28 protein-coding genes are annotated in these 26359 nt (G+C 71.2%); 10 read left to right on the top strand and 18 right to left on the bottom strand.

Annotated features, from left to right (window positions below; all coding sequences use genetic code 11):
* Window positions 1-231 precede the first annotated feature (231 nt).
* A complete protein-coding gene (locus BN1701_RS01530; RefSeq protein ID WP_172803173.1) occupies window positions 232-1008 on the top strand; it encodes a hypothetical protein in 777 nt (258 codons plus the stop codon).
* A 75-nt stretch (window positions 1009-1083) separates the two neighbouring features.
* Here the strand turns inward: BN1701_RS01530 and BN1701_RS01525 are convergent, their stop codons facing one another.
* The 7 genes from BN1701_RS01525 to BN1701_RS01495 form a co-directional block, all read right to left on the bottom strand.
* Window positions 1084-2304, bottom strand: coding sequence for a TniQ family protein (locus tag BN1701_RS01525; protein WP_054044733.1), 1221 nt, complete (start codon window positions 2302-2304; stop codon window positions 1084-1086).
* Complete coding sequence (locus BN1701_RS01520) at window positions 2304-3398, bottom strand: ATP-binding protein (RefSeq protein ID WP_197672031.1); 1095 nt, start codon at window positions 3396-3398, stop codon at window positions 2304-2306. The genes BN1701_RS01525 and BN1701_RS01520 overlap by 1 nt, the downstream gene beginning before the upstream one ends.
* A complete protein-coding gene (locus BN1701_RS01515) occupies window positions 3395-5416 on the bottom strand; it encodes a Mu transposase C-terminal domain-containing protein (RefSeq protein WP_054044732.1) in 2022 nt (673 codons plus the stop codon). Before BN1701_RS01515 ends, BN1701_RS01520 begins: the two co-directional genes overlap by 4 nt.
* The gene (locus tag BN1701_RS01510) at window positions 5416-6180 is read right to left on the bottom strand and encodes a TnsA-like heteromeric transposase endonuclease subunit (RefSeq protein WP_054044730.1); all 765 of its coding nucleotides are present in this window, start codon (window positions 6178-6180) and stop codon (window positions 5416-5418) included. Before BN1701_RS01510 ends, BN1701_RS01515 begins: the two co-directional genes overlap by 1 nt.
* Before the next feature lie 185 nt (window positions 6181-6365).
* The gene (gene lspA / locus BN1701_RS01505) at window positions 6366-6866 is read right to left on the bottom strand and encodes a signal peptidase II (protein ID WP_054044728.1); all 501 of its coding nucleotides are present in this window, start codon (window positions 6864-6866) and stop codon (window positions 6366-6368) included.
* The gene (locus BN1701_RS01500; protein ID WP_054044727.1) at window positions 6853-7506 is read right to left on the bottom strand and encodes a cation diffusion facilitator family transporter; all 654 of its coding nucleotides are present in this window, start codon (window positions 7504-7506) and stop codon (window positions 6853-6855) included. The genes lspA and BN1701_RS01500 overlap by 14 nt, the downstream gene beginning before the upstream one ends.
* Window positions 7503-7895 carry an ArsR/SmtB family transcription factor gene (locus tag BN1701_RS01495; RefSeq protein WP_369800663.1) on the bottom strand — a complete coding sequence of 131 codons (393 nt, stop codon included), beginning with the start codon at window positions 7893-7895 and terminating at the stop codon, window positions 7503-7505. The genes BN1701_RS01500 and BN1701_RS01495 overlap by 4 nt, the downstream gene beginning before the upstream one ends.
* 49 nt (window positions 7896-7944) lie before the next feature.
* Here BN1701_RS01495 and BN1701_RS01490 point away from each other — a divergent pair, with 49 nt between their 5' ends.
* Complete coding sequence (locus tag BN1701_RS01490; protein WP_054044724.1) at window positions 7945-8565, top strand: class I SAM-dependent methyltransferase; 621 nt, start codon at window positions 7945-7947, stop codon at window positions 8563-8565.
* 74 nt (window positions 8566-8639) lie between these two features.
* On the opposite strand, the gene BN1701_RS01485 is transcribed toward BN1701_RS01490, so the two are convergent.
* The 9 genes from BN1701_RS01485 to BN1701_RS01450 all read right to left on the bottom strand — a co-directional run bounded on the left by BN1701_RS01485 (window position 8640) and on the right by BN1701_RS01450 (window position 16121).
* Complete coding sequence (locus BN1701_RS01485) at window positions 8640-9941, bottom strand: TniQ family protein (protein ID WP_054044723.1); 1302 nt, start codon at window positions 9939-9941, stop codon at window positions 8640-8642.
* Entirely contained in the window at window positions 9941-10192 is a 252-nt protein-coding gene (locus tag BN1701_RS36710) for a hypothetical protein (RefSeq protein WP_197672030.1), read from the bottom strand. Before BN1701_RS36710 ends, BN1701_RS01485 begins: the two co-directional genes overlap by 1 nt.
* Before the next feature lie 182 nt (window positions 10193-10374).
* The gene (locus tag BN1701_RS01480; RefSeq protein WP_157367718.1) at window positions 10375-10563 is read right to left on the bottom strand and encodes a hypothetical protein; all 189 of its coding nucleotides are present in this window, start codon (window positions 10561-10563) and stop codon (window positions 10375-10377) included.
* Window positions 10564-10597: 34 nt separating this feature from the next.
* The gene (locus BN1701_RS01475) at window positions 10598-10819 is read right to left on the bottom strand and encodes a heavy-metal-associated domain-containing protein (RefSeq protein WP_054044719.1); all 222 of its coding nucleotides are present in this window, start codon (window positions 10817-10819) and stop codon (window positions 10598-10600) included.
* 342 nt (window positions 10820-11161) lie between these two features.
* Entirely contained in the window at window positions 11162-13756 is a 2595-nt protein-coding gene (locus BN1701_RS01470; RefSeq protein WP_054044716.1) for a heavy metal translocating P-type ATPase, read from the bottom strand.
* A gap of 288 nt (window positions 13757-14044) precedes the next feature.
* Window positions 14045-14299 (bottom strand): anti-sigma factor, encoded by a 255-nt coding sequence (locus BN1701_RS01465; protein ID WP_054044714.1) that lies wholly within the window; start codon window positions 14297-14299, stop codon window positions 14045-14047.
* A 26-nt stretch (window positions 14300-14325) separates the two neighbouring features.
* Window positions 14326-14595, bottom strand: coding sequence for a DUF2933 domain-containing protein (locus BN1701_RS01460; protein WP_054044713.1), 270 nt, complete (start codon window positions 14593-14595; stop codon window positions 14326-14328).
* A gap of 39 nt (window positions 14596-14634) precedes the next feature.
* A complete protein-coding gene (gene lgt / locus BN1701_RS01455) occupies window positions 14635-15633 on the bottom strand; it encodes a prolipoprotein diacylglyceryl transferase (RefSeq protein WP_082859598.1) in 999 nt (332 codons plus the stop codon).
* A 44-nt stretch (window positions 15634-15677) separates the two neighbouring features.
* Complete coding sequence (locus BN1701_RS01450) at window positions 15678-16121, bottom strand: hypothetical protein (protein ID WP_157367717.1); 444 nt, start codon at window positions 16119-16121, stop codon at window positions 15678-15680.
* A 154-nt stretch (window positions 16122-16275) separates the two neighbouring features.
* Between BN1701_RS01450 and BN1701_RS01445 the strand changes: the two genes are divergently transcribed.
* The 3 genes from BN1701_RS01445 to BN1701_RS01435 all read left to right on the top strand — a co-directional run bounded on the left by BN1701_RS01445 (window position 16276) and on the right by BN1701_RS01435 (window position 18958).
* Complete coding sequence (locus BN1701_RS01445) at window positions 16276-16974, top strand: response regulator transcription factor (RefSeq protein ID WP_054044708.1); 699 nt, start codon at window positions 16276-16278, stop codon at window positions 16972-16974.
* Window positions 16967-18373 (top strand): cell wall metabolism sensor histidine kinase WalK, encoded by a 1407-nt coding sequence (locus BN1701_RS01440; protein ID WP_054044706.1) that lies wholly within the window; start codon window positions 16967-16969, stop codon window positions 18371-18373. Before BN1701_RS01445 ends, BN1701_RS01440 begins: the two co-directional genes overlap by 8 nt.
* A gap of 273 nt (window positions 18374-18646) precedes the next feature.
* Complete coding sequence (locus tag BN1701_RS01435) at window positions 18647-18958, top strand: metal-sensitive transcriptional regulator (protein WP_054044705.1); 312 nt, start codon at window positions 18647-18649, stop codon at window positions 18956-18958.
* 32 nt (window positions 18959-18990) lie between these two features.
* Here BN1701_RS01435 and BN1701_RS01430 read toward each other — a convergent pair whose 3' ends face one another.
* Window positions 18991-19434 (bottom strand): heavy metal-responsive transcriptional regulator, encoded by a 444-nt coding sequence (locus BN1701_RS01430; protein ID WP_054044703.1) that lies wholly within the window; start codon window positions 19432-19434, stop codon window positions 18991-18993.
* A 125-nt stretch (window positions 19435-19559) separates the two neighbouring features.
* On the opposite strand from BN1701_RS01430, the gene BN1701_RS01425 reads away from it, so the two are divergent.
* From BN1701_RS01425 to BN1701_RS01415, 3 genes are all read left to right on the top strand, one after another.
* Window positions 19560-19769, top strand: a complete 210-nt coding sequence (locus tag BN1701_RS01425) for a heavy-metal-associated domain-containing protein (protein ID WP_054044701.1) — start codon at window positions 19560-19562, stop codon at window positions 19767-19769.
* Between the two features lie 179 nt (window positions 19770-19948).
* A complete protein-coding gene (locus BN1701_RS01420; protein WP_054044699.1) occupies window positions 19949-22276 on the top strand; it encodes a cation-translocating P-type ATPase in 2328 nt (775 codons plus the stop codon).
* 147 nt (window positions 22277-22423) lie between these two features.
* Window positions 22424-22897: a hypothetical protein gene (locus BN1701_RS01415; RefSeq protein ID WP_054044698.1), complete on the top strand. Its 474-nt coding sequence runs from the start codon at window positions 22424-22426 to the stop codon at window positions 22895-22897.
* A 409-nt stretch (window positions 22898-23306) separates the two neighbouring features.
* On the opposite strand, the gene BN1701_RS01410 is transcribed toward BN1701_RS01415, so the two are convergent.
* Window positions 23307-23642 carry a hypothetical protein gene (locus tag BN1701_RS01410; protein ID WP_157367716.1) on the bottom strand — a complete coding sequence of 112 codons (336 nt, stop codon included), beginning with the start codon at window positions 23640-23642 and terminating at the stop codon, window positions 23307-23309.
* Here BN1701_RS01410 and BN1701_RS01405 point away from each other — a divergent pair.
* Together BN1701_RS01405 and BN1701_RS33860 are read left to right on the top strand one after the other, a co-directional pair.
* On the top strand, window positions 23627-24580 hold the full coding sequence (locus BN1701_RS01405) for an FAD:protein FMN transferase (protein WP_054044694.1): 954 nt from the start codon (window positions 23627-23629) through the stop codon (window positions 24578-24580). The two genes, BN1701_RS01410 and BN1701_RS01405, sit on opposite strands and share 16 nt — an antisense overlap.
* A complete protein-coding gene (locus tag BN1701_RS33860; protein WP_082859596.1) occupies window positions 24535-26124 on the top strand; it encodes a 2Fe-2S iron-sulfur cluster-binding protein in 1590 nt (529 codons plus the stop codon). Before BN1701_RS01405 ends, BN1701_RS33860 begins: the two co-directional genes overlap by 46 nt.
* Window positions 26125-26359 lie beyond the last annotated feature (235 nt).

Genomic DNA, 26359 nt, shown 5'->3' with positions numbered 1-26359 from the left:
TCACGGAGACCGGCGACGAGCGCTACCGGCTGCACGACGTCCTGCGCGAGCACGTGCAAGCCCTCGCTGACCAGGGCGACCAGGGCGAGCGGCTGACGGTCCGTCGCCGGGTGATCGAGTGGTACCTGTGGCGAGCGGCGGCGGCCGACGAGGTCATCAACCTTCCCCCGCCGGTTCAGCTCCGTCTACGCCGACCTAGACACGGGTGTGTTCGACGACGCGAGGGCCGCCTTGGGCTGGGCCGACACCGAGCGGGCCAACCTTCTCGCCGCGCAGCAGGTCGCCGCCGACCAGGGCTGGACGGAGCTGGTGTACCAGTTCGGCGAGATCCTGTGGAACCCGCTGCGCCCCAACTACACCGCCGGTGAGCTGGTGCGCTCGCAGTTTCTCGGGGCCAACGCCGCCGCCGACGCCGGACATATCTTGGAGGTCGTCTGCCGCACCCGTCAGGGCTTCGGCGAGACCAACCTCGGCCACCCCGAGGCCGCCGTCGCCATCTGCACCATCGCCGTCGAGCGCGCCGACGAAGTCGGCGACCCGTGGCTGCAGTCCGGCGCGCTGTCCACCCGCGCCCGCGCCCACCTCAAGGCCGATGACCCGCACGCCGCCCTGCCGGACCTGCAACAGTCTTTGAACATCGCCGAGGAGATGAACGACGCCCGCAGCATCGCGCTGCGGCACCGCCGCCTCGGCGAAACCGCCCTGCACCCCAAGATCGCCGACGCCCAGCTCCCGGCCCACCACCTGCGGCTGCCGGCGAGCATGTTCGCCGGCATCGGCGATGACATCGGCCACACTCGCACCGTTTTGCACCTGGCGCGGGCCCTGACGCTAAGCGGGCACGCCGCCGAGGCGCTGTCCGAGCTGGCCGCGATCGAGCAGGCCGTGCGCGACTACGGCTCGGTCGGCTACTTGGCCGACCTGCGCACCGTGCTCGGCTGTCCGTTCCGCTTCAGCTTGGCGGCCGGACTTGCTGCTGACCTGCTGTCCGCTGTCCTGTCCGGTTGAAGTTTGCGGGGCGCAGGCCGTTGACCTGCTGCCCGCAAGGTTGCCCCGAACGGTTTGCCCGTCAAGTGTTCAGGGTTAGTTTGCGGATTGCTGGGGTGTGGCGTCGTCGCGGGGCCATGGGCCGGGGCGGGAGCGGGTGCTCTGCCGAGGGCGTGGTGGCCAGTCGATGGGCTCGGTTGCGGTGTCCCAGAAGGTTGAGTCGTCGTTTGTGTTGTGGGGTTGGTGTCCGTTGAGTTTGGCGGCCGTGGTCTCGCGGCGGTGGTCGCGGATGTCGAGCCGGACCGTGGCCAGGGTGCGGTGATAGATCAGTGAGGTAGGCCTGTTCCGGTCGCCGGCGAACTGCTGTGCGCGGAAGAGGTTCGAGGCGATCCCGCGCTTGTCGGGCTTGCGGTAGGAGTTGCCGCCGAAGGTCCGGTCCATGCGGAAGTGGATGCCGGGCTGGCTCGGAGGACGCCAGCAGGTTTGCTCGATCCACTGCGCGATCGGGTCATTCGACTGTTGTGGCTGGTAGTCCGGCTGTCCGAGGCGTCGGCCGATCTCTGTGGCGAAGCGGTGCCGGTCGGTCGGTTTGCCTGCGGCCAGGCGGCGCCAGTGCAGCGAGCCGATCAGCGCGGAGATGGCGATCGTCTCGGGATAGACCGCGGCGAACAGACGGGACGCGCTGAAGGTCGTCTCCTCGGTGCCGGGTGGGATCAGCAGGTCACTGCGGCGTGTCCAGTGGTGCCAGGCGTCGTCCGGGCCGGGTTTGTGGGAGTCGGCGACGGCCTCCCAGCGTCGTGCGCAGATCAGGAAACCGGTCAGCACCGCGTCGTAGGTGGCGGCCGGGCCGAGCCGGCGCAGCAGCCGTCGATGGGTGTGCTGGGCGGCGACGACCTCGGGCAGTTGCTCCAGCCGGGGTTGTGGATGGTCGGGAAGGTCCGGTGGGCCGATCCAGACCCGGTGCCGGGTGCAGGCGTAGTCGTGGTGGCCGAGCAGTTGGATCACGGTTCCGCCCAGGTGGCGGGCGTTGCAGCGATGGCAGCCCGGCTGGGGTTCGTGGCGCAGAGCGCGCCAGTCGGTCCGTCGCCCGCGCAACTCGACCAGCGCGCGGGAGAGCCGGTCACGGGTTTGGCCGGTGACCGCGACGAGCAGTTCTCCGTCCAGCGACGCGATGTTGCCGTAGAGGCGGTGCCGTGAACTGACCTGGGACCAGAGTTCGGAGAAGGGCAGGCCGTGCATCGAGGCCAGTCGGGTGAGGTAGGAGGCGGTCAGTTCGCTGTCCGCGGGGCGCAGGTGGATCGGGAGGCGGGAGCCCATCAGGCGCTGGCCCGCTTGCTCGCCGCGCGGGAACGGGGACGGCGTGCCGGAGCGGAACGCTCGGCGGCGAAGTCGACCGGGACCAGGTCCAGCAACCCGCGCGTGATCTGCTCGCTGCCGTCCTCGATCGCCAGGATCGCGCCGCCCCGGATGAGCTGGGAAAGGCTGCCGATCATGCCGCCGGTGCGTTGGAACAGGTATTCAGCCAGGGTTGCGAGCGAACCGGGGTTGTGGTGGTGCAGGCGCAGCATCGACTCCAGGGTCGCGATCAGCCCGTGCCAGGTCTCGCGCTGTTCGGCGGTGCCGTGGTCGAACGGTGCCGAGTTGATCAGGGTGAACCGTCCGGCGATCTGCCTTCCCCTGACGCCGGCGAACAGGCCCTGGCTCTCGACCTCGACCCCGGCGTAGGCGAAGGTGGCGGGCAGCCGTTCGGCGAAGTATTTGAGCTGGTCGGAGACCTCGGCCCCGGAACGGGTGGCCAGGTTGAGGTTGTGGATCTCGTCCACCAGCACGAGTTCGGCCCTGGTGGCCGCCGCGGTCGTGCAGACCGCGTTGACGATCTCGGGCAGGTTCGCCCGGCTGCTCAACTCCAGCCCGAGGAAGCGGGCGAACTCGACCGCGAGCATCTTGGGCGTGGCTGCGGGCGGGACGGTGACGTAGAGGACCGGCAACCGGTTTCGCCCCTCAGGGCCGGGATGCCGGCGGCGGACCGCCAACTCGTGCGTGCGGCCGAGTTGGGTCAGCGCGGTGGTCTTGCCCGTGCCCGAGGCCCCGGAGACGATCAGGCCCCGGCGGGCGGAGACCTGGTTGCGGTTGAGCTGGACCAGCAGCCGCCCGGTCGACATCACCTGCCGGATCACGGGGGTGTGCGCGAGCGGCAGCTGGGCGTGGTAATCCCGTCGTGCCTGATCCAGGCGGGCCTGCTCGACGTCGGGCAGTGCCGGTGGTTCCGTCGGGGCGAAAGGGTGCGGCGGGCTCGGCTGACGGTCGACGAACCGACGCCAGCCTTCCTTGGTGGTCAGCGCTTCCTCGATGACCGGCGGGTCGTCGGGGTGGTGCGTGGACGAGGTCGTCGGAGCTGGGTGCCGGGTCACAGCCACTTCTTCGCCTCGGTTTCGGCGTCGAAGACGCCGAAGGGGATCACCGTGGTCTGCTCGACCCGTGCGGCCGTGGCAGGAGAGGTCTCCTGTGCGGTGGTGGGCTCCGCCGTGGGCGGCCGGTGCGCCGCGGCGGCGGTCCGGGTGCGGGCGGCGACGCGCCGGCCGGTCTTGTCCGGGCCGTGCTCGGCCCGGGTGAGCAGCGCGTCCAGGGCGCGGGCCACCTCGGTCTCGGTGACGTCACGTCCGGTTTCGGCGGCCAGGCGGCGGGCGTGACGCCAGGTGAAGTCGGCGAACGGCGCGCTGACCATGGCGCGGTGCGTCCAGGGGACGGTGATCCAGCCGTCGGGTGTGCGGACGAAGACCCTGGCGAGGTCGTAGGGATCGTGGTGCACTTCCCAGAGGCCCCGCCTGCCCGTGAGCCCGGAGTGCTGGCGGCGGTGAGGCCCCAGATCCGGGCTGTCGTAGGTGCGGTGGTCGATCCGGATGCCGTAGTCGTTGATCGCCCGCCACTTCACCGGCAGCAGCTCCAGGTAGTCGGTGCCGGTCAGAGGCAGCGGGAGGTAACCGGAGACCGCGACCAGGGCGGTGTAGCGCTCGTTGGGCGTGAGCATCCGGCGTGGGGCGTGCGGGTCGCGCAGGGCGTCGTGCGGCCGATGCTGCCAGCCGACGATCAGCCATTCGTCCAGCAGGTCCTGCAACTCTTCCAACGTCCACTCGGCAGCGACCGCCCGGCCCCGCTGCTGGACATTGGCGCCCTTGAACCCGGCGCAGTGCTGGGCGAACAAGGTCTTGATCGCGTCGAAGGTCGCCTCGACCACGCCCTTGTCGGTCGGGGTGTCCTTGCGTGCCGGTTGGATGGAAATCCCCAGCCGCCCGCAGGCGCGGGTGAACGTGTCGGAGACGAACACCTTCCCGTGGTCGATGACGACCTGGTCGGGGACGATGACCGGTCGCGCCGCGGCCTCGCGCATCCGCGCGTCGATGTCGACCAAGCGTCGGTGCGGGAGCCGGGAAGCCGACATCCGCAGCGCCGACGACCAGCCGGGACGCATGGGTTCGGGGACCAGCATCCTGGCCAGCAGAAGCGCCGCGTCGACCGCCTTCGTGCCGACCGGGCGCAGCACCGCCGCGCAGATCGTGCGCGTGGCGACGTCCACCGCGATCGTCAGGTCCGCGCGGACCGGGACGCCGTCGGCGGCCAGGACCATGACGTCGATCGGAGTGGAGTCGATCTGGACCTGCTCACCGGGCCTGCTGGCCAGGGTCGGGGTGAACGCGGTGTCCGGCCGGTTGGCGAGCTGGCGGCGGGTCGCCGCCGAGCCGAAGGTGTGCCTTCCTGCGCTGAGCCGGTCGACCAGCGCGTAGAAGGTGGTCCTGCCCGGCATAGGCACCACCCCGACGCCGTGCAATTCCTCGACGCGTTTCACCGCGCGCCGGATCAATCGCGACCTCGTGCCAGTGGAGGCGTCGGTCTCGCCCGTGATCAGCTCGCGCAGCACCTCGACCACCCGCGCATCGGCCTGTCCGGTCACCTCGAAGGTGCGTGCCGCGCGCTGGTCGACCAGGCCCCACAACCCCTGCGCCGTGTAGCGGGCGCGCTTGAGTTCGATCGTGCGGAACCCGACGCCCAGTTCGCCGGCCTTGACCCGCTGACGTTCCGCCAGGGTCGTGGTCTGCGGGTCGTAACCCGGCCGCGGCAGGACACCGGGCCCGACGTCGGGCGGCAACCCGGTCTCGACCTCGACCAGGTGCGCCCGCCAGCGTTCCGCTGTCGCGACGACTTCCGGCGGCAGGGCCTCCAGTAGCCCGAACGGCTCGGTCGCGGGCGGCATCACGGAGTCGAGCACCGCGAAGTCGGAGGCGGCCGTCAAGTGCCCCACCAGCAAGACCTGCTCGACGCCGGAATCCGACCGCAGGCGCACCGCCGTCCCCGCCAACCCTGTGACCAGGTGCTCGTCACCGTCGAAGCCGATCCGGTCACCCGGCCTGAGCACCGACCGCATTCCGACCATCAGGACCTCACAGCCGCGGATGCGATGCGCACCGGAGTGTCGGGTGTCAACGGCCGCGAGAGGTCCACGGCCAAGTCCCGCCGCCAGAGCAGGTGGAACAACACCGGCAGCACCGCGATCGGGTCACCGACCGCCTCGGCACCGGCCACCAGTCCGACCGGTTCGGTGAACACTTCCCGCAATGCGGCCGACACGACCGGAAGGTCGTGGCGCGGGTGCCGGTAGCCGGCCAGCCAGCGAGTGTTGCCCATCAGCACCGGCTCCACCGCGCCGACCACCTCGTAGCGCCAGCCCAGCACCGCGCAGGCCGCCGCCGTCGCCTCGAACGCCACCCGGTCGCGCGGCCCGATCCGGTCCTCCGGTCGACAGTCCAGCACCAGCGCCGACCCATCAACCCGCCGCGCGAAGTAGTCCGGCGCGTGCGAACGCCGCTTGCCCTCCACCGTGGTGAAGAACAGCCAGAACGGCTGTGAAGCGACCCCCACCACCGCAGGGTCGAAGTCCAGCAGCACCAGCCGATCCCGTTCCAACCAGGACTCGTAGCCCACCAACGACGAGGTCGTGGCCGTCCACCAGAGGCCAACGAAGTGACGTTGCCCCTTGTATGAAGGGAACTCCCTGACCGGCAGACACACCTCGAACGGAACCGACCATGCCTCGGTCAACCCAAGGCGCTGCTCACCATCCTCATCAGCGAACGCGACCTCGAACCCTTCGTCCGGCCACGCAGGGGCACCTCCGGGCACAAGATCGAGTTTCGGCACCGGGGCATTCTCCAGGCCGCCCCGGAACCGCCCGCCCCGACCCGCAAACTAGACCCGGACTCCGCAACGACCCCCGCAAACTAGCTCTGAATCCCGCAAGGTTGAGCCGGACAGGACATCCGCCAGGTAGGTTCGAACGGATCAGGGTCGGTTTGTTCGGGCCTACCTGGCGGATTGCGTGGAGATCAGGTCGTTGTGGCGGTCTTCGCCCGCCTGTCGTTGCGCAGGGCAGCGAGGATCATCAGGGCGGCGCCGAGGGTGATGCCGGTGTCGGCGAGGTTAAAGGTGGCGAACCACCCGTTGTGCAGGTAGTCGGTCACCGCGCCGTCGCGGGCGCGGTCGAGCAGGTTCGCCACCGCTCCGCCCAGGACCGCCCCGAGTCCGAGACCGGTGAGCACGTCGAGGCTCGGGGCGCTGCGCCAGGCGTAGACCACGATGCCCGCCACGATTGCGCCGGTGACGGCGACGACCACGGCGGCGGGCAGGCTGTCACCGAGGCTGAACGCCACGCCTGAGTTGAACGTGAGCCGCAGGTCGAGCGGTCCGAGGTCGATCGGGTTACCCGGCAGCGTGATCTCGGCCCATGCCTTGACCGCCAGGTCGAGCGCTGCGACCAGCAAGGCCACGACCGCCACGAGTGCCCGAGTGCGTCCGGCGGACCGGGTAGGCGGTTCAGTCGTCGTCATCGTCGTCACAGACCAACTCGCCTTCCCACGCTTCGCGGCCTTCCTTGATCGCGAAGGCGGCGATGACGAACCCGGCGACGGGGTCGATCCAGGTCCAGCCCACCAGGGCGTAGGCGAGCAGTCCGACGAAGGTGGAGACCGACAGCCACGCGCACAGCTTGGTCTCGGCCGCGTCGGCGATGACCAGGCGCGAGTTCATCGCCTCGCCCGCCTTGCGCTTGACGCTGGCCAACCACGGCATGATCACGATGGACACGCCGGTGAGCACGATGCCCACGACCGAGGTGTTCGGCTCGGAACCCTCGATGAGGTCGCGAACCCCCTCGAACAGGACGTAGGCAGCGAGCACGAAGAACGTCACCGCGACGAACCGCAGCGCGCGCCGTTCCTTGGCCTCGTCGACCTCGCCGCCGCGGATCTCGGCGCGCAGGCGGACCAGCACGACCGTGGCGGCGGCGACCTCGATCCACGAGTCGAAGCCGAACCCGACCAGCGCCACCGAGCCTGCGATCAGACCGGCGGTGATGGCGATGATGCCCTCGGCGACGTTGTAGCCGATGGTGACCTTTTCCCACAGCACCGCTTTACGTGCTGCGACGCCGCGCACGTCGGGAACGGCCGGGGTGTCGGGGGTGCTCACGAGAACTCCTTGACGGTCTGGGGTGGAGAGGTGGTGTCGGTGCCGTAGTTGGGGCACAGGGCGACGGCCTGCCCGGTCGCGGCGAGCAGCGTCTCGGCGGCGGCGAGCAGGTCGAGCAGCTCGGGACGGGCCAGGGAGTAGAACACCTGGCGACCCTGCGGACGGCCGACCACGAGCGCGCAGTCACGCAGACACGCCACGTGCGCCGACACCGTGGACTGTGCGAGGCCCAGCTCTGCGACCAGGTCGGCCACGCGCGCCTCGCCGCCGGCCAGTCGCCGCACGATCGCGAGCCGGGTCGCGTCGGACAGGCTGTGGAACAGGGCGACCGCCGAATCCAGGCCCGATCCGCTCGGGCTCGACGCCGTGCACCCGTCCGTGCTATTCATCGTCACGAGGCGATGATAGCGCCTCTGGACGATGAAAGGTAGACGGCTCATGCTGATGAACCGGGCGGAAACGATGTTGGTCAACTCGCCGCCCCGACGCTGGTTGCAGCGCTACGAGGCGCACGTGCTCGCCACCCTCGGCGGACGCACCCCCGGCGCGACGGTCGCCGAAATCGGCTGCGGCCCCGGTGGAGGAACCCGCTTGATCCTCGACCGGTTCGGTGCCGCGACCGTGCACGCGGTCGACCTCGACCCGGCGATGCTCCCGCGCGCCCGGCGCCGCCTGGCCCGTTACGGCGACCGCGTGCACCTGACCCAGGGCAGCGCGACCGACCTGCGCACCGCGTTCGCCCCGTTCGACGGCGGCGGTGACGGCGCCTACGACGCGGTGTTCGACTTCGCGATCGTCCACCACATCCCCAACTGGCGCGACGCGCTCGCCGAGGTCGCCCGCGTACTCAAGCCGGGCGGGCGGTTCTACTTCGACGAGGTCACCGCGACCGCGCTCGCCCGCCGTTCCTACCGGGTGCTGTTCGATCACCCCGACGAAGACCGGTTCACCGCCGGTGAGTTCCTCGCCGAACTGCCCCGGCACGGGCTCGATGTCGGCGACCGGTGGCGCACCCGCATCGGCGGTGACTACCTGCTCGGCGTGGCCGCACGTCGCTGACCGCCGGCACGTGCTTCCGCCCGGCCCCGGCCGTGCCGTCGTCCGGGGCCGGGGTGACCTGGGGTCCGGCCTGCCTAGGTGGCGGATCGCAGGCGGTTGCGCGGGAAGAAGTGCTTCGGCCGTTCGTTCGGGAACGACGGCCGTGCGCCGACCGGTGGTCGCGGTTCGGTTCGAAGGGGCCAGTCGACCGGTTCGACGGCGGTGTCCAGGTAGGGCGATGGCGCCGGTTCGGGTCGCAGGTAGTCGGTGGTGTGCTCGGTGCGGGGGTCGGCGTCGAGGTTGCGCCGGGTCTCGAACGAGGTCTCCGAGCTGGTGATCAGCGCGCCGGAGAACAGCTCCTTCTTGTGTGACCAGTCGCGGATGACGACGGGGTTGAGGCTGCGGTGGTGCAGCATGGCGTCGCCGCCGCGGCGGTGCTTCTGGGCGAACCAGTAGGCGGCGAGTCGGCGTTTGTTGTCGCTGTCCTTGGCGGGCTTGACGAACGAGCTGCCGCCGAAGGTGCGCAGGCTGCGGTAGTCGGTGTTGGGCGTGCTGGGCGGCTGGTGGCAGTCCTGTTCGATCCAGTGCGCGATGGGGTCTTTGGTCAGTGCCGGGTGGTAGTCGTGCAGGCCGAGGCGGTGGCCAATCTCGGCGGCGAACGCGCGTTGGTCGTCGGGGCCGCCGGCGGCCCGGCGTCGCCAGTGCAGCGGGCCGATGACCTCGGCGAGGGCGACCGCGTCGGGGTAGGTGGCGGCGAAGAGCCGCGAGGTGCTGAAGGTGTCGGTCTCGGTGCCGGGTGGGATGAGCAGTTCGGCGCGGCGGACCCAGTCCAGCCAGGCGTCGCCGTCGAAGGCGATGTCGGTGAAGTTCCAGCGGTGTGCGCAGATCAGGAACCCGGTCAGCACCGCGTCGTAGGTGGCGGCCGGGCCGAGGCGGGCCAGCAGCCGTAGGTGCCGGTGCTGGGCGGCGACGACCTCGGGCAGGTCCTCCAGGCCCGGTTGGGGGTGGTCGTGCTGGTCGGGCGGGCCGATCCAGATCCGGTGCCGGGTACAGACGTAGGCGTGGTGCGGCAGCAGCCGCAGGACCGGCCCGCCGGGGTGGCGGGCGTCGCAGCGGCGGCAGCCGCGTTGGGGTTCGTGCCGCAGCGCGAGCCAGTCCGGTTCCGGGTCGCGCAGCTCGACCACGGCCCGGTCGAGCCGGGCGCGGGGCTGGGAGGCGACGCAGGCAAGCAGGTCTCCGTCCAGGCGGCGGGTGGCGTTGCCCTTGGCGCGGGCAGCGCCGACCTGCGACCAGAGGACGTCGAAGGGCATCTCGTGCAGGGTGGCGAGCCGGGTCAGGTAGGACACGGCGATCTCGCCGCCGGCGGGCGGGACGGTGATCGGCAGCCGGGAGACCATCAGGCTTTCCCCTGCGGGGCGGGCGCGGGGCGGGCGCGCTTGCGGCGCTGCGAGCGGGTGGCGAACGAGGCTTCGTCGACCGGGACCAGGTCCAGCAACTCGCGGGTGACGGCCTCGCCGTCGTCGATGGCCAGCACCGCCGCGCCCCGGACGAGCTGGGAGAGGCTGCCGATCATGCCGCCGGTGCGCTCGAACCGCCAATACGAGGGCCGATCTCCGGTCCTCGGCCGTGCTGCCGGACCTGTGCGCATTGGAAGTCCGGGCCAACGCGGTCTGCCGATCGATCGACGGACTCATCGGCTGCGGTCGGCTCGAACCCTGCTCGCGTCCGGCTACAGCGCACTGTAAGACCTGTCCGCGTTGCGGCGGATGCTCTGCGCGTGGGGCTCGGCATCGGAGCCACGCGGGCGCGACGGTTGTTCGACCTGCTGCGTCATATGCCAGGAACGGCGAGCACAGGACCGGTCAGCAGCCCCAGCAATACGGACACGGCGGCCGTCACGTAGGCGGTGCGCGTCGCCCAGCGGCTGATCTCGGGTGCGGCCGACTCCTCACCTCGGAACGCCGGGCCGATCCACCGCAGGTAGTAGAAGACACTGATGACCGCGTTGATGGCGGCCACGACGACCAACGGGACGCTCGTGAAGCGCCGGCGTTCAGGGCGTCGCATCGTCGAGGACCCGGTAGCCGGCACCCTCGATCCGTTCCACCAGCACGGCGCGGTCGGTGATGTTCGGGTCGATCCGGACCTCTACTCGACCGCAGGCATGGTCGGCCACCACCCCGAACACGCCTTCGACTTGGCTCAGCGCGGTGTCGAGCCGCCGCTCGCACCCGGTGCACGACATGCCGTCAACCCGCAGCACCCAGGACTGCATGACCGGTCTCCTTCAGAGCTCCGAGCCGCCATTTGTTTCGTTGCAGCCACTTTAGAGCCTTCCCCGACGGACAAGGGGACCCACCACTCCTCTTTGCCGTGTTGAACGGGACTTCACCGGGTCAAGTCCCTGCGTTGGGCGGGCGTACGGACCGGTGGTTCGTCCCGGCCCTCGGGTGGTCGCCCAGGAGCCTCGTGGTCTCCGGGCCGTCCGGTGTCGGGCTTGCGGGCCTCATCCGATTGTCGGTGTGCGGCCGTTGAGCGGGTGGATCCCGCTCAACGGCCTGCGTCGCGTGCCTCGATGTCGTCGGCGACGGTGCGCGGCACGGCGGGCGGTTCGTCCCTATCCTGCGACTCGACCGCTCACCGGACTGTCCGCCTGGACCGCAGCTCCGGCCATGGCCGACGGTGAGACGGTGGCCGGCGTGGGGGGTGTGAAGCGGCGCAGGCGGTTGGCGTTGCCCACGACCGAGAGGGAGGACAGTGCCATGGCGGCGGCGGCGATGATCGGGCTGAGCAGCCATCCGGTGAAGGGGTAGAGGATTCCGGCGGCCAGCGGGATGCCGGCGGTGTTGTAGACGAAGGCCAGGAACAGGTTCTGTCGGATGTTGCGCATGGTGGCGCGGCTGAGCGCCACCGCGGTCACCACCCCGCCCAGCGCGCCGGAGATGAGGGTGATGTCGGCGGCCTCGATGGCCACGTCGGTTCCGGTGCCGATGGCGAAGCCGACGTCGGCCTGGGCCAGGGCGGGTGCGTCGTTGATGCCGTCGCCGACCATGCCCACGCGCTTGCCCTGGTTTTGCAGGCGGCGGATCTCGGCGGCCTTGTGCTCGGGGAGGACTTCGGCCAGGACGCGGGCGATGCCGACCTGCCCGGCGATGGCCTCGGCGGTGCGCCGGTTGTCGCCGGTGATCATGACGACGTCCAGGCCGAGGCGCTGAAGTTCGGCGACCGCGGCGGCCGAGTCGTCCTTGACGGTGTCGGCCACCGCGACCACGCCGGCGAGTTCGTCGTCGACGGCGACGAAGATCGGGGTCTTGCCCTCACCGGAGAGGCGGTCGGCGTCCCCCTGCAGGGAGGTGGGGTCGATGCCGTCGTCGAGGAGCAGGGCGGCCTTGCCGACCAGCACGCGTCGTCCCTCGACGGTGGCGCGCACGCCGTGGCCGGTGACGGAGTCGAAGTCGCGGACCTCGGCCAGGGTGACACCGCGTTCGGCCGCGCCGCGGACAATGGCCTGGCCCAGCGGATGTTCGGAGGAGTGCTCGGTCGAGGCCACCAGGCGCAGCAGTTCGCCCTCGCCGATCGCGCCGACGGCGACGATGTCGGTGAGGGTGGGCTGTCCCTTGGTGATGGTGCCGGTCTTGTCGAGCACGATCGTGTCCAGCCGGTGGGCGGCTTCCAGCGACTCGGCGGAGCGGATGAGGATGCCGGCCTCGGCGCCCTTGCCGGTGCCGACCATGATCGACAGTGGGGTGGCCAGTCCCAACGCGCACGGGCAAGCGATGATCAGCACCGCGACGGCGGAGACCAGCCCGAGGGTGAGGGCGGGTGCGGGACCGGCGATGAACCACACCGCGAATGCGGTGACGGCGATGAAGATGACGGCGGGGACGAAGTAGCCGGCCACCAGGTCGGCGACCCGCTGGATGGGTGCCTTGGATGCCTGGGCGGCCTCGACCAGCCGGATGATCTGGGCGAGCATGGTGTCCCGGCCGACCTTGGTCGCCTCGAAGCGGAACGCCCCGGTCTGGTTGACCGTCGCGCCGACCACGGTGTCACCGGGTTCCTTGGTGGCCGGGATGGATTCGCCGGTCACCATGGACTCGTCGATGCTGGAGCGGCCGTGCACGATCACCCCGTCGACCGGGATCTTCTCGCCGGGGCGGACCACGACGACGTCGCCGGGCGTCACGTCCTGGGCCGGCACCTCGATCTCGGTTCCGTCCCGCAGGATCCGGGCGGTGGTGGCCCGCAGGCCCAGCAGTTTGCGGATCGCCTGTCCGGTGCCCGCCTTGGCCTTGGCCTCGAACAGCCGCCCCAGCAGGATCAGGGTCAGGATGACCCCCACCGCCTCGTAGTAGACGTCGCGCACCGCCGAGGGCAGCAGACCCGGCGCCAGGGTGGCCACCAGGCTGTAGCCGTAGGCCGCCGTGGTGCCCAGCGTGATCAGGGCGTTCATCTCGGCGGCGCGGTGGCGCAGCGACAGCCAGCCGGTGCGGTGGATGGGCCAGCCCGTGTAGAACATCACCGGGGTGATCAGCGCGAGCTGGAACCACGGGTTGAGCAGAAGTCCTGGCACGGCGAGGGCGAAGAAATCGTGCAGCATCACGGCCAGCGCGACCGGGGCGGACAGGACCGTGCCCACCAGCACCCTGCGGGACAGATCGGTGATCTCGGCGCGCCGAGAGGTCTCCTCGGCATCCCCTGTGGCATCGGGTTCGGTGGCCTCTGGCGTCGCCGGCCGGTCGGGCTCGACCGGCCGCTCGTCCCGAGCGGTTTGCCCGTCCCGCACGGCGGGTTGTGCCGGGGAGGCCGGTGGGGAGCCGGCGTCGTCGTCGGCCGTGGCCGGTTCGACCAGCACCGTGCCGTGCACCATGTTCATGCCGCAGGCGAACCCGAGGCGTCCGGTCCGCTCGGGCAGGAATTCCACGGTGGCCTTGCCGAACGCCGGCAGCGACTTGCTCAGTGCCAGGTCGGCGAAGACCACGCGCGAGGTGCAGTCCCCGCTCTCGCGTCGGTCGAAGACCATGCGGACGGGCGTGCCCTGGCGGACCCGGATCAGGTTCGGGGAGTACCCGCCCTTCACCGTGATTTCCACCTCCTGCACGCCGTCGCGCATGTCGGCCAGGCGGGTCTTCTTCGGCCCGAAGAAGAACCAGGCCAGCAGGGCGACGAGCCCGGCGGCTGCGACGATCACCACGATGTCGGCGACACTCACGTGTATCCCTTCCCTGTGTCGAAACCGGTACCGCCCGATGTGTGGCCGGCTGGGAATCCTGCCCCGTTACCTGTCCCATCGTCGGCCAGCCTGGGGGCCGGCGCAGCCCGACGAGGCTGCCGTGGGCGCTGTGGTGGATGGTGTGGTGGTGGAGGGTGTGGAATGAAGCGCGGGGTGCGCCGCGTGTAGGCGTCTCATGCCGGGCCGAGGCGCCGGCGGACCTCGCGTTCCTCGCTGCGGGCCAGTCGGTGGTAGCCGCGCGGAACGCCACCACCAGCAGCGTGTTGATCAGCACCACGGCCCACAGGCCGATGCCGGTCCGACTCGTCGGGGGCCCTTGTTCGGGTGCATGGCGTGCAGTTGGGCGGGGAGGGTGGCCCGTGCGAGGGCGAGCAGATGCACGACCGGGGTCAGGTCCTCGACCTCGCTGCGGCACTGCGGGCACTGGGCCAGATGGCCGGTGAAGGCGTTACGCTCGTCGCGTTCCAGGGCGTCGAGCAGGTAGACGCCGACCGTGGTCAGCTGTGCGCAATCCTCGGACATCGCGCGGGACCTTCTGGTGGTCGTGCTCATTCGACGGTGTGTTTCGCGGCCCGGTTGCCCCGATCTTCCACCGCGGCGTGATCGACGGCCCGCGTGTCGACCGATCGCGTCGTCATGGCCTTTCCGTTCGCTCCCGGACGTCCGCCGTTCATGCCCCTCATCATGAACGCCATGGTGACCGCGCACACGGACAAGAGCAGGAGTGGCAGAGCCGCGCCGATCCACGACGGCCGCAGGACCAACACGGCGACCGTAACGACACCGACGGCGATGAGAACCTTCTTGTTCAGGCACATTTGTCGACTTTCCCTTCCTCTGTTTCAGAAATGTTGCGGCTAGCGGGATGGATCGTCCGGAACGGGCCCGGAGGCGATTGGTGGCGAGTGGACGGCATGGCCGCCGATCGGCCGATCCGTGTTCTGGTCACCGGTCCGCCGCGCGGCGGTCGTGGCTGTATCGGTGGTGGCTGTGCCCGCGGCCACGTCCGCGACTACCCGGTCCGCTGGTGTCGTCGCGGTGGCCACGGGGGTCTGTGGTCCCAGCTGGCCGGTGCGTCGTGTGAGGAGGTAGGCGACGGCGGCGAGGAACAGCAGGGCGCTGGTCCACACGTTGAGCCGCAGACCGAGGATGTGGTTGGCCGGGTCGACGCGCAGCAGTTCGATCCAGCCGCGTCCGGCGGTGTAGCCGGCGACGTAGAGGGCGAACACGCGTCCGCGGTCGAGACCGAAGCGCCGCTGCGCCCACATCAGCATGCCGGCCATGCCGAGGTTCCACAGGGCTTCGTAGGCGAAGGTCGGGTGGTAGTAGGGCTGGTCGGGACTGTCGGGCGGGCGGTTGGCGGGGTCGATGGCCAGCCCCCAGGGCAGGCTGGTGGGCCGCCCGTAGAGCTCCTGGTTGAACCAGCACCCGATCCGGCCGATGGCCTGCCCGACCAGCAGGCCGGGGGCCATGGCGTCGGCGAAGGCGGCGAAGTCCACCCCGCGGCGTCGGGCCGCGATCCAGGCGCCGAGCGCGCCGCCGGCGACCGCGCCCCAGATCCCGAGCCCGCCTTGCCAGATGTAGAGCGCCTCCACCGGCCGGGCGCCGGGCCCGAAGTACAGCTGCCAGCTGGTGGCGACGTGGTAGAGCCGGCCGCCGAGGATGCCGAAGGGCACGGCGGTGATCGCCACGTCGGTCACCACGCTCTTCGCGCCGCCGACCGCCGCCCAGCGCCTCTGCCCGATGAGGACGGCGGCGAGGACCCCGAGGAGCACCATCAGCGCGTACCAGTGCACCATCAGCGGACCGACGGTCAGATACGGGCTGGGTGGACTGGGCAGGTAGGCCAGAACCATCGTGCTACCTCATCTCCGGAGAACGGGACGTGTGTGTCCGCCGGTCACCGACCGGAACCGCCGGAGTCGGCCGGGGCGTGGCCGCCCATCATCGAACCGCCGTCCATCATCGAGCCGCCCGTCATTGGGCCGTTCATCATTGGGCCGTTCATCATGGAGCCGCTGCCCGCCGCGGACATGGACTGCTTCATCTGCTCGTGCATGCGCCGGGCTTCATCGCGCGCATCGGCGGGAAGCTGCTCGACGCAGTGCCGCATCATCGCGTCCATGTCGGTCGCGCCCGTCCCCGTTTGTGCGCGCTCGTCGGACGCCACGACCGCAATGCCCGAGCCCTGCGTCGGAGCCGCCGTCGCCGTGCTCGCCCCGTAGACGCCCACACCGCCGAGCACGGCGGCGGCCAATCCCAAACCAACAGTGCGACGCTTCACAGAGTGCCTCTCTTTCACGCGATACCGGATTCGACAAAGCCGAAGGTAGATCCGCGTCATGAAGGTCCTGTGAAGGTGCCGTGTAGCGGATCTGTTTCCGCTCCCGCACGCCGGTGGCGGCGCTGCCGACCCCCGGCCTGCGGCGCCGTGCGGCGCTAGCCTCGGTCGAGACGGGGCATCACATGCGCGGTGGATGCGCGGAGGAAAGGCAGTCATGACCACAACCGTGCTCGTCGTCGACGACGAGCCCAAGCTGCGCCGATTGGTGCGCGACTACCTCGAACGGGAGGGTTTCACGGTCCTGGAGGCCGACGACGGCCGGCGTGCCCTCGCGTTGGCCACCGGCGCCCATCCCGACCTGGTGATCCTCGACCTGGGGTTGCCCGACATGCCGGGCGAGGAGGTCGCCAGACTGCTGCGCAAGACCAGCGACGTGCCACTGGTGATGCTGACCGCGCGCGCGGCCGAGAGCGACCGGGTGATGGGGCTGCGCCTGGGCGCGGACGACTACGTCGTCAAGCCGTTCAGCCCCCGTGAACTGGTCGCGCGGGTCGAGGCGATCCTGCGCCGAGCGCGCGGCGGGCACTCCGGCACGGCGGCCCCGGCGTCCTACGGTTACGGTCGGCTGCGCATCGACCCGGAGCGCCGGGAGGTGTGGGCCGCCGAGCAGCACGTCGAGCTGACCCGCACCGAGTTCGACCTGCTCGCCGCGCTGGCCTCGCGGCCGGGACGGGCGTGGACCCGACTGGAGTTGGTGACCCGGGTGCAGGGCTACGACTTCGAGGGCTACGAGCGCACCATCGACGTGCACGTGAAGAACCTGCGCCGCAAACTCGGCGACACCTCACCGTTCCGGCTGGTCACGACCGTGCCCGGGGTCGGCTACAAGCTCGGGGTGGACCGCGATGCCTAGACCGCGCCCCGGCCGCTTCACCCGCCGCCTCGCCGTGGCGTTCGCCGTCATCGGCGTGGGTGCGGCGACGCTGACCGCGGTCCTGGTCAACACCGCGTTCCAGGCCCGCTTCACCGACTACCTGGCCGACCAGCAACAGGCCCGTCAGGACCAGCTGGTCACCTTGTTCGCCGCCGACTACCGCCGCAACGACGGCTGGAACCCCCGGTCGCTCAACCAGCTCGCGGCGACCGTGACGATGACCGGCTCGGAGGCCGAGATCCGTGGTGCCGACGGCGGCCGGGTGTGGTCGTTGTCCGACGCCGACGTCGACCCCGCCATGCTGGCCATGCACCGGGCCATGATGGGCACCGGGGAACTCGGCCCGTCGCGGGAGCTGCCCATCGCCGTCGAGGGAACACGGGTGGGCACCCTGGTCGTGCGTGTTCCCCAGGGTGCGGTCCCGGCCGTCGACCAGGACTTCCGTGACTCGGTGAACCAGCTGCTGACCGTGGGCAGCCTCGTCGCCGGCCTGGTCGCCCTCACCTTCGGGCTGGTCCTGGCCCGCCGGGTCGCCACACCGATCGCCGAACTCACCACGGCCGCCGACGACCTGGCCAAAGGCCGCCGGGACCGCCGCGTCCCCGTCACCTCGACCGACGAGATCGGCCGACTGTCCGCCTCGTTCAACTCCATGGCCGACCAGGTCGAGAAGCAGGACCAACTGCGGCGGATGTTCACCGCCGACGTCGCCCACGAACTGCGCACCCCGCTGGCCATCCTGCGCAGCCAGCTCGAAGCCGTCCAGGACGGGATCAGCAAGCCGACACCGCAGGTCATCACCTCCCTGCACGACGAGACCGTGCGGCTGTCGCGACTGGTCGCGGACCTGGAAACCCTCGCCGCCGCCGACGCGGCCACCTTCACCCTCGACCGGCGGCCGACCTCGCTGACCGCGCTGCTGCGCGAACTCACCGGCGCGCTGGCCGACGAGTTCGCCGAAGCCGGGCTCGCCCTGGGCACCGACCTCGACGAGGTCACCGTCGACGGCGACCCTGTGCGGCTGCGCCAGATCGCGACCAACCTGCTCACCAACGCCCGCAAGTTCGTCCCGCCGGGAGGAACGGTCACCGTCACGGTCCGCGACCACGGCGACACGGCCTGCCTGGAGGTCTCCGACACCGGTCCCGGCATCGCGCCGGAGGAACTGCCGCGGGTGTTCGACCGCTTCTACCGCAGCCCCACCGCACGCGCCGGCGGCTCCGGCATCGGCTTGGCCGTGGTGGCCGAACTGGCCGCCGCCCACGGCGGCAGCGCCGACGTGGACAGCGAACCCGGCCGCGGCACCACCTTCCGGGTGCGGCTGCCCACCACGTCGCCGGCCGCGGACACACGCGGCGGCAGGACCGCCGTCGGTTGACGCCACACCTACGGACTGCGATAGTAGATGGGCGTAGGTGGATGCCGTTGACCCTGTTCCCCCCGCAGGGCAAGGCGTCCGACGCCGGCGCGGAGCCGCCGCCCCTCCCCCCGGTCGGCGGCTCCGCCCCCTCACACCGGACCTACCCGATCACGGCCCTGGGACACCGGTCGCCCGCTGCCGGCGACCACCACGGCGGCGACTGCTCCACACATCACACGATCGGGCGGCAGGCTGCCCGCCGTCACCGGCAGTCGGGCACACCGCGTGAGAATGACCCGTCGACGGTCAGGAGTGAGCGACGTGCACGGCGACGCACCGGGCAAGAACAGCCACCTCGCACGGCTGCGCCGTATCGAGGGCCGGGTACGCGACCTGCAGCGGATGATCCAGGGCGACCGGTACCCCATCGACGTGGTGACCGGGGTCGCCGCGACCACCCGCGCACTGCAGGCGGTGGCCCTGCGACTGCTCGACGAACACCTCGCCGCCTGCCTCACACAGGCCGCCGCCGCGGAGGACGACATCGCCGAAGCCAAGATCCGCGAGGCGGGCGACGCCGTCGCCCGCCTCATCCGCTCCTGATGCCGATCCGGCCGGCGGACCGGCACGGCGGCTCAACCGGCCAGGTGTCGCCGCGTGTCACCGGCCGGCGCGTCGTCCGGTCCGGTTTCGAGGATCCAGCAGACGCCGGCGTTGTCGTGATCGGTGGGCTGGCCCTGGGCGGCGTGGGCCAGCAGCGTCTCCAAATGGGTCTCCAGGGTGACGAGTTCGGCGATCTGGGCGCGCACCAGGTCCAACCGTTCGCCAAGTACGCGTCCGACATGGCCGCAGGGGCTCTCTCCGCGGTCGTGCACGGTCAGGATCTGCCGCACCTCGTTCAACGACATGCCCGCCGCCTGGCAGCGGCGGATGAACCGCAATCGGTCCGCGATCTCGGGGCCGTAGACGCGGTGACCGCTGACGGTCCGCGTGGGCGCCGGCACCAGCCCGGACTGCTCGTAGAAGCGGATCGTCTTGGTGCTCATTCGGGTGATCTCGGCCACTTCACCGATCTTCATGGCTCTCCGCTCTTGAAGTTCCAGTCGACTGGAAGTGTAACGCTCTCGGTGCACCAGGGGGCCACCCTTGGGACCGGGCGGCCGTCGGAAGTCGACGGCCGCGTCCACGGATCGAGGAGCGGCACATGAGCGAGTCCACCTACACGGTCACCGGTATGACCTGCGGCCACTGCGCCGACTCCGTCACCCGGGAGGTCACCGGCATCACCGGCGTGCGGAACGTCGAGGTCGACGTCGCGTCGGGCCGGGTCAGGGCGCTCAGCGACAGCCCGCTGTCGACCGAGGACGTGCGCGCGGCCGTCACCGAGGCCGGTTACGAACTGGTCGGTTCCTGACCGTCACCTGCGACACCGCACGCCCCGGTGCCGCCGCCGCTGCGGCAACGGCTCCACGACCCTCCCGACCGACGCCTTCGCACTGGTCGCAGACCCGCCACGGACACCACCGCGCACCCGACGCGTTGCCCCGCCACCGACCCGGCCGCCCACTCCGTGCCGAGAAGGACGAGCCCTGTATGACGACCACGACCATCCGGCCGCCGGCGGCCACCGCCTCCGCCGAGTCCGCGCACACCGTCGACCTCGCCATTACCGGTATGACCTGCGCGTCGTGCGCGGCGCGGATCGAGCGCAAGCTGAACAAGCTGCCGGGCGTGCGGGCGTCGGTGAACTTCGCCACCGCCGGTGCGCGGGTCGACTACCCCGACGGGACGACGCCGCAGGACCTGATCGCCGCGGTGAAGGCCACCGGCTACGGCGCGGCCCTGCCCACCCCTCCCGGCTCCGCCGACGCGCAGCACCCGTCCGGCGACGGCGACACGGCCGCTAACGGGCCCGCAGGCGAGGAGGAGCGCCACGTGCGGGCGCTGCGGGACCGACTGCTGATCTGCACGGCGCTGACCGTGCCCGTGGTGCTGCTGTCCATGGTGCCCGCGACGCAGTTCCGGTTCTGGCAGTGGCTGGTCTTCGCGTTGGCGACCCCGGTGGCATTGTGGGGGGCCTGGCCGTTTCACCGCGCCGCCGCCCTGAACCTGCGCCACCGGGCGGCCACCATGGACACCCTGGTCTCGGTCGGCGTGCTGGCGGCCTGGGCCTGGAGTGTCTACGCGCTGTTCTTCGCCGGCGCCGGCGAGCCGGGCATGCGCATGACCTTCTCCCTGCTGCCCCGCTCGGGCGAACACGCCGGGCAGGCCGAGATCTACCTGGAGGTGGCTGCGGCGCTGACGGCGTTCATCCTGGCCGGGCGCTACTTCGAAGCACGCGCCCGCAGACGCGCCGGCGAGGCGATCCGCGCCCTGATGGACCTCGGTGCCAAGGACGTCGCGGTGCTGCGCGAGGGGCGCGAGGTGCGCGTGCCGATCGAGCAGTTGGCGGTCGGCGACGAATTCGTGGTGCGCCCCGGAGAGAAGATCGCCAGCGACGGCATCGTCGTTGAGGGCACCTCGGCGGTGGACGAGTCGCTGCTGACCGGCGAGTCACTGCCGGTCGAGATCGGGCCCGACGACGCCGTCACCGGAGCGACCGTCAACGCCGGAGGGCGCCTGGTCGTCCGCGCGACCCGAGTCGGAACGGACACCAAACTGGCCCAGATCGCCCGCCTGGTCGAACAGGCGCAGACCGGCAAGGCGCAGGTACAGCGGCTGGCGGACGCCATTTCGGCACTGTTCGTCCCGATCGTCATCCTGCTGGCGGTCGAGACGATGCTCGCCTGGCTGCTGCTGGGCTACCCCGCGGCCCTTGCCCTGACCGCCGCGGTGGCAGTGCTCATCATCGCCTGCCCCTGCGCGCTCGGGCTGGCCACGCCGACCGCGTTGATGGTCGGCACCGGCCGCGGCGCCCAGCTCGGCCTGCTCATCCGCGGTCCGGAGGTGCTGGAGTCCACCCGCCGCATCGACACCATCGTGCTGGACAAGACCGGCACCGTCACCGAGGGCAGGATGCGCCTGGCCGAGGTCGTCGCCGCCGAGGAAGAGAACCGAGCGCGGATCCTGCGCTTGGCCGGCGCGGTCGAGCACGCCAGCGAGCACCCCATCGCCAAGGCCATCGCCGACGCCGCACGCGAGGAGACCGGTGACCTCCCGCCGGTCACCGGGTTCGCCAACCACGCCGGCCGCGGTGTCACCGGGACCGTCGACGGGCACGCCGTGCTGGCCGGCCGGGCGGGATGGCTGGCCGACGACCACGGCATCGCGATCCCCGCCGCGCTGCTGCGGGCCAAAGACGATGCCGAACGCAGCGGACGCACCGTGGTGTTCGCCGCCTGGGACGGCCAAGCGCGGGCCGCGCTGGTGGTCGCCGACACCGTCAAGGCCACCAGCGCCGAGGCGGTCGCCCGGTTCAAGGCGCTGGGGCTGACTCCGGTGCTGCTCACCGGGGACAACACCGCCGCCGCCCACCACGTCGCCGCACAGGTCGGCATCGACACCGTCATCGCCGAGGTCCACCCCGAGGACAAGGTCGCCGAAGTCCGGCGACTCCAGGAACGGGGCAATGTCGTGGCGATGGTCGGCGACGGCGTCAACGACGCCGCCGCGCTGGCCCAGGCCGACCTCGGGCTGGCCATGGGCACGGGCACCGACGCGGCGATCGCCGCCGCCGACCTGACCCTGGTCAAGGGCGACCTGCGCGGCGCCGCCGACGCGATCCTCCTGGCCCGCAAGACCCTTTCGACGATCAAGGGCAACCTGTTCTGGGCGTTTTTCTACAACGTCGCCGCGCTGCCCCTGGCCGCCCTGGGTCTGCTCAATCCCCTGATCGCCGGAGCGGCGATGGCCACCTCCTCGGTGTTCGTCGTCACCAACAGCCTGCGGCTGCGCCGCTTCCAACCCGGCCACCGCAACTGAAGCCCCGTCACCGTCGCGCGACCCACCGGCGTCACGCCGGATCACCACAACACGAACCAGGAGCCCGACCCGGCCATCACCCCCGACAACGGCCCGACCGGCCAACAACCGGCGAGAACACCGCACCGAGAAGTGAAGGATGAACCCATGGCCAGCGCCATCAAGCACCGCACCGCCCTCGCCATCGCCGCGGCGATCGTCACGGTGGGAGTCACCAGCGTCGTCGCCACCGCGGCCATCGCCGGAGGCGATGCGAACTCCCCCGACATGACCACCATGTCGGCCACCCCCAGCTCCACCGCCACCGCACCGCCATCCTCGGCCAGCCCGTCGACGTCCCAGGCTCCCTCGACGTCCCAGGCTCCCCCGACATCCCAGACCCCGCCGATGTCGCAGCCGGATGACGGCACCGGCAAGAACGGGACGGAGGGGCGCAACGGCTGGCCGATGAACGACGAGCAGATGCGGATGATGCTGGAAGCCATGCGCATGGGCATGGAAACCGGCATGGAGATGCGCGGCGGCATGGGCGGCATGCGCGGCGGCATGGGAGACATGCGCGGCGGCATGGGCAACATGGGCGGCATGAAAATGGACAACGGCGGCATGGGCGGCATGTGACGCCGCCTGCGGCAAGCCGTCCATGGGCAGCACGCCGCAAGGCGGCCCACCCCCGCCGTTCACCCTCCTAGGCGATCGGGCAGTGCACCGGCACGCCGAATCCACAGGTCGACGACGTCGACCAGCTTTGATCGACGCCACCACAGGTGCGGACCAAGCGCCGCGCTCGCCGATGCCGCCCCGATCACGGCCCGCAGACCGTGCCGCACGGGCCGGTCGCGACGTGTCGGGTCACGACGGAGAAGATCGGCGCGAGGCCGCCTCGGACGTTCGGGACGAGAGGGGAAGAGGGAATGGTCGACGAGCAGGACGCCGACGAACGGGACCGTCGTATGGCGCTGAGGGTGGGGGTTGCCGCCGCCAGTCTGGCAGGCGCCGCGCTGATCACCGCGGCGCTGGCGGCGGGCGCTCAACCGGGCGGGACGGACAGCGTCGCCAGCGCGACCGCGAGCACATCCCAGCCGTCGGCCGGCGGGCAGACCGGAGCATCCGACCCGAACGCCGCCACACCGGCACCGCCCCAAAACCAGCAGACGCCGACGGTCCCGGTGACGCGCAGCAGCGGCAGCGGCTGTCCAGAGGGCTCCTCGGTACCCGACGCCGCAAGCCCCGCACCGACGACGCCGCAGCCGCCGGCGCAGTCCTCACCGCAATCCCCACCGCAGTCCTCGGTCCAGTCCCCCTCACCGGGGCAGGGCATGCCGCCGTCTGCTCCGGTGACCCGCAGCCGTGGCAGCTGAGGCACGGCAGGCGCGGTTCGCGGTGATGGGCAGCGCCGGCCACCTCCTGGTGACCGGCGGCCCCGCGACGCTGCCGGCGTCGGCGCGGTCCCGGCTGGCCGAATTGGAATCGCTGTGGTCCCGCTTCCGGCCCGACAGCGAACTGTGCCGACTCAACGCCTCACCGGGCCGGTGGCTGGGACTGTCCGAGCCGACGGTGGCCCTGGTGTCCCGCGCGGTGCGGGCGTGGGAGCTGACCGGCGGCCTGTTCGACCCCACCATCCTGCCCGCGCTGGAAGCCGCCGGATACACCGGCACTTTCGAGCACCTGCCGGACGAACCGCCGCCGGGCGCGGCACCGGGTCCCGCGCCGGGGTGTGCGGGCATCGAGATCCGCGACGGGCTCGTCCGCCTGCCCCCCGGTGTGCGGCTCGACTTCGGCGGCATCGGCAAGGGCTACGCCGCCGACCTGGTGGCCGGGGAGATGAAGGCGGCGGGCGCGACCGGAGCGTGCGTCAACCTCGGCGGCGACCTGCGGGCGACGGGATCCGCCCCCGGCGGCGGCCCGTGGGTGGTCGCGGTGGAGGACGAGGCCAGACCGGGGACCGACCTGGCCTGGCTGGCCCTGGCCGAGGGCGCGGTCGCCACCTCCACCCGGCTGCGCCGCCGCTGGCGGCACGGGGAACGCGACCAGCACCACCTCATCGACCCGCTGACCGGCGTCCCGGCCACCAACCCGGTGGTCAGCGTCACCGTGGTGGCCGGTGAGGCGCACTGGGCCGAGGCACTGGCCAAAGCGGCACTGATCGGCGGCCTGTCGGCCGGACGACGTCTGCTGGACACCCACGGGGTCGGCGGCGTCCTGGTGACCGAGGACGGCGCGAGGCACTGCGCCGGAGACTGGGAAAGGTTTGTCACGTGGACCCCCGACTGTGGTGGTACCTCGCCCGCGTCGGCGGGCTGATGTCGTGGTGGCTGCTGTCGGCCACCGTCGTATGGGGCCTGCTGCTCTACACCCGCGTGCTGGGCCCGCGCACGACGACCGCACGATTGTTCGACCTGCACCGCTTCCTGTCCGTGCTGTCCCTGGTCTTCCTCGCGGTACACGTGCTGGCGCTCGTGGCCGACAGTTGGGTCGACGTCGGCCTGCCGCAACTGCTGTTCCCGTTCACCTCCGACTTCCGGCCGGTGGCCGTGGCCTGGGGCGTGATCGCCGTCTACCTGCTGCTTGCCGTCGAGGTGACCTCCCTGCTCAGGCGGCGCATCCCGCACCGCTGGTGGAGATACGTGCACACCTGCGCGTTCGCGGTGTTCGCGCTGGGCACCGTGCACGCCCTCACCGCCGGAACCGACACCACGGTGGTGCGCTGGACGGCAGTGGCGCTGATCGCGGCCGTGGTCTTCCTCGCCGTCTACCGACTGCTGGCCGGACGCCGCACCGACGACCCCGACACATCCGACGACGATCCGCGCCACCGTCCGGGCGAGGACGGCATGGCGGCCTCCCCGCGGCCACAGGCCGGGGCGGCGACCACGGCCGTCGCACACCGGCCGGGGCGCGAGGTCGTGGTGACGCAGCTGCGGCGGGCGGCCGACGACGTCGTGGCCGTGCACCTCGCCGCCGCCGACGGCGGCCCGCTGCCCGCGTGGGAACCGGGAGCGCACATCGACCTGGTGCTGCCTTCGGGACTGATCCGCCCGTACTCGCTGTGCGGCGACCCCGGCGACCGCCGCACCTACCGCATCGCCGTCCTGCACGCTCGCGGCGGCCGTGGCGGCTCGGCGGAAGTACACGCGCTGCGAGCCGGCCAACCGGTCGCCATCACAGGTCCGAGGAACAGATTCCCGCTGGTGCTGGCCGAGTACTACCTGTTCATCGCGGGCGGGATCGGCATCACCCCCATCATGCCCATGGTCAAGGCCGCGGCAGCGGCCGGATTGCCGTGGCGCCTGCTCTACGGAGGCCGATCCCGCGCGGCCATGGCCTTCGCCGACGAACTTTTGGCCCTCGGCGACGACCGGGTCCGCCTGGTGCGCCAGGACACCGACGGCCTGCCCGACCTCGCCGCCGCTCTCGCCGAAACCCCTTCCGCGACCGCGGTCTACAGCTGCGGCCCCGAGGCCCTGCTCACCGCCGTGCAGCAGCTGATCACCACGCGGTTTCCCGACCGGCACCTGCACACCGAACGCTTCGGGCCCCCGGCGACCACTCCGCACCAGGCAACGACTCCGTCGCCGGCGGGCGAGTTCCACGTCGAACTGCACCGCAGCGGACGGGTGCTGAAAGTCCCCGCCGACCGCAGCATGCTGGACGTGATCCGCCAGACCGTTCCCGACGTGCCCTCCTCCTGCGAGCAAGGATTCTGCGGCGACTGCGAACTGCGCGTCCTGGACGGCATCCCCGACCACCGCGACACCGTGCTCCCAGCAGGGCAACGCCACCGACGCGACGTCATCTACCCCTGCGTGTCCCGCGCCCACAGCCCGATCCTGTCCGTAGACCTATGACGGAGCCATGACCCGCACGTTCATCTCACAAGGACCTTCGTCCCGCCATCAGCGGGGAAGCAGGCCCAGTGCACGCCGGGACCAGGGCTGGGTTTCGGCGCACGGCCATACCTCCCCACCCGCCGACCGGGTATGCGGCACGGGACAGGTCCGATCCTGGTCGTGCCCTCGGCGCTGCCCGTGGTCCGCTGCCTGTGGTCAGTCCGCTGCTCGTGGTGTCGCCGACGGGTTGCGT

Origin of the sequence: Alloactinosynnema sp. L-07 (genome assembly GCF_900070365.1) — a bacterium.
GTDB lineage: Bacteria > Actinomycetota > Actinomycetes > Mycobacteriales > Pseudonocardiaceae > Actinokineospora.
Note: the sequence above shows the minus strand (reverse complement) of the source record. Positions and strands in the feature narration are given on the sequence as shown.

What these genes read in the sequence shown, in the direction of transcription:
- BN1701_RS01490 (WP_054044724.1), top strand. Translation starts at nt 7,945, where the DNA reads ATGCTGATGAACCGGGCGGAAACGATGTTGGTCAACTCGCCGCCCCGA.
- BN1701_RS01485 (WP_054044723.1), bottom strand. Translation starts at nt 9,941, where the DNA reads ATGGTCTCCCGGCTGCCGATCACCGTCCCGCCCGCCGGCGGCGAGATC.
- BN1701_RS01415 (WP_054044698.1), top strand. Translation starts at nt 22,424, where the DNA reads ATGGCCAGCGCCATCAAGCACCGCACCGCCCTCGCCATCGCCGCGGCG.
- BN1701_RS01460 (WP_054044713.1), bottom strand. Translation starts at nt 14,595, where the DNA reads ATGTGCCTGAACAAGAAGGTTCTCATCGCCGTCGGTGTCGTTACGGTC.
- BN1701_RS01515 (WP_054044732.1), bottom strand. Translation starts at nt 5,416, where the DNA reads ATGGTCGGAATGCGGTCGGTGCTCAGGCCGGGTGACCGGATCGGCTTC.
- BN1701_RS01525 (WP_054044733.1), bottom strand. Translation starts at nt 2,304, where the DNA reads ATGGGCTCCCGCCTCCCGATCCACCTGCGCCCCGCGGACAGCGAACTG.
- BN1701_RS36710 (WP_197672030.1), bottom strand. Translation starts at nt 10,192, where the DNA reads ATGCGCACAGGTCCGGCAGCACGGCCGAGGACCGGAGATCGGCCCTCG.
- BN1701_RS01445 (WP_054044708.1), top strand. Translation starts at nt 16,276, where the DNA reads ATGACCACAACCGTGCTCGTCGTCGACGACGAGCCCAAGCTGCGCCGA.
- BN1701_RS01465 (WP_054044714.1), bottom strand. Translation starts at nt 14,299, where the DNA reads ATGTCCGAGGATTGCGCACAGCTGACCACGGTCGGCGTCTACCTGCTC.
- BN1701_RS01435 (WP_054044705.1), top strand. Translation starts at nt 18,647, where the DNA reads ATGACCCGTCGACGGTCAGGAGTGAGCGACGTGCACGGCGACGCACCG.
- BN1701_RS01430 (WP_054044703.1), bottom strand. Translation starts at nt 19,434, where the DNA reads ATGAAGATCGGTGAAGTGGCCGAGATCACCCGAATGAGCACCAAGACG.
- lspA (WP_054044728.1), bottom strand. Translation starts at nt 6,866, where the DNA reads ATGACGACGACTGAACCGCCTACCCGGTCCGCCGGACGCACTCGGGCA.
- BN1701_RS01420 (WP_054044699.1), top strand. Translation starts at nt 19,949, where the DNA reads ATGACGACCACGACCATCCGGCCGCCGGCGGCCACCGCCTCCGCCGAG.
- BN1701_RS01475 (WP_054044719.1), bottom strand. Translation starts at nt 10,819, where the DNA reads ATGCAGTCCTGGGTGCTGCGGGTTGACGGCATGTCGTGCACCGGGTGC.
- BN1701_RS01450 (WP_157367717.1), bottom strand. Translation starts at nt 16,121, where the DNA reads ATGACGCGGATCTACCTTCGGCTTTGTCGAATCCGGTATCGCGTGAAA.
- BN1701_RS01440 (WP_054044706.1), top strand. Translation starts at nt 16,967, where the DNA reads ATGCCTAGACCGCGCCCCGGCCGCTTCACCCGCCGCCTCGCCGTGGCG.
- BN1701_RS01495 (WP_369800663.1), bottom strand. Translation starts at nt 7,895, where the DNA reads ATGAATAGCACGGACGGGTGCACGGCGTCGAGCCCGAGCGGATCGGGC.
- BN1701_RS01425 (WP_054044701.1), top strand. Translation starts at nt 19,560, where the DNA reads ATGAGCGAGTCCACCTACACGGTCACCGGTATGACCTGCGGCCACTGC.
- lgt (WP_082859598.1), bottom strand. Translation starts at nt 15,633, where the DNA reads ATGGTTCTGGCCTACCTGCCCAGTCCACCCAGCCCGTATCTGACCGTC.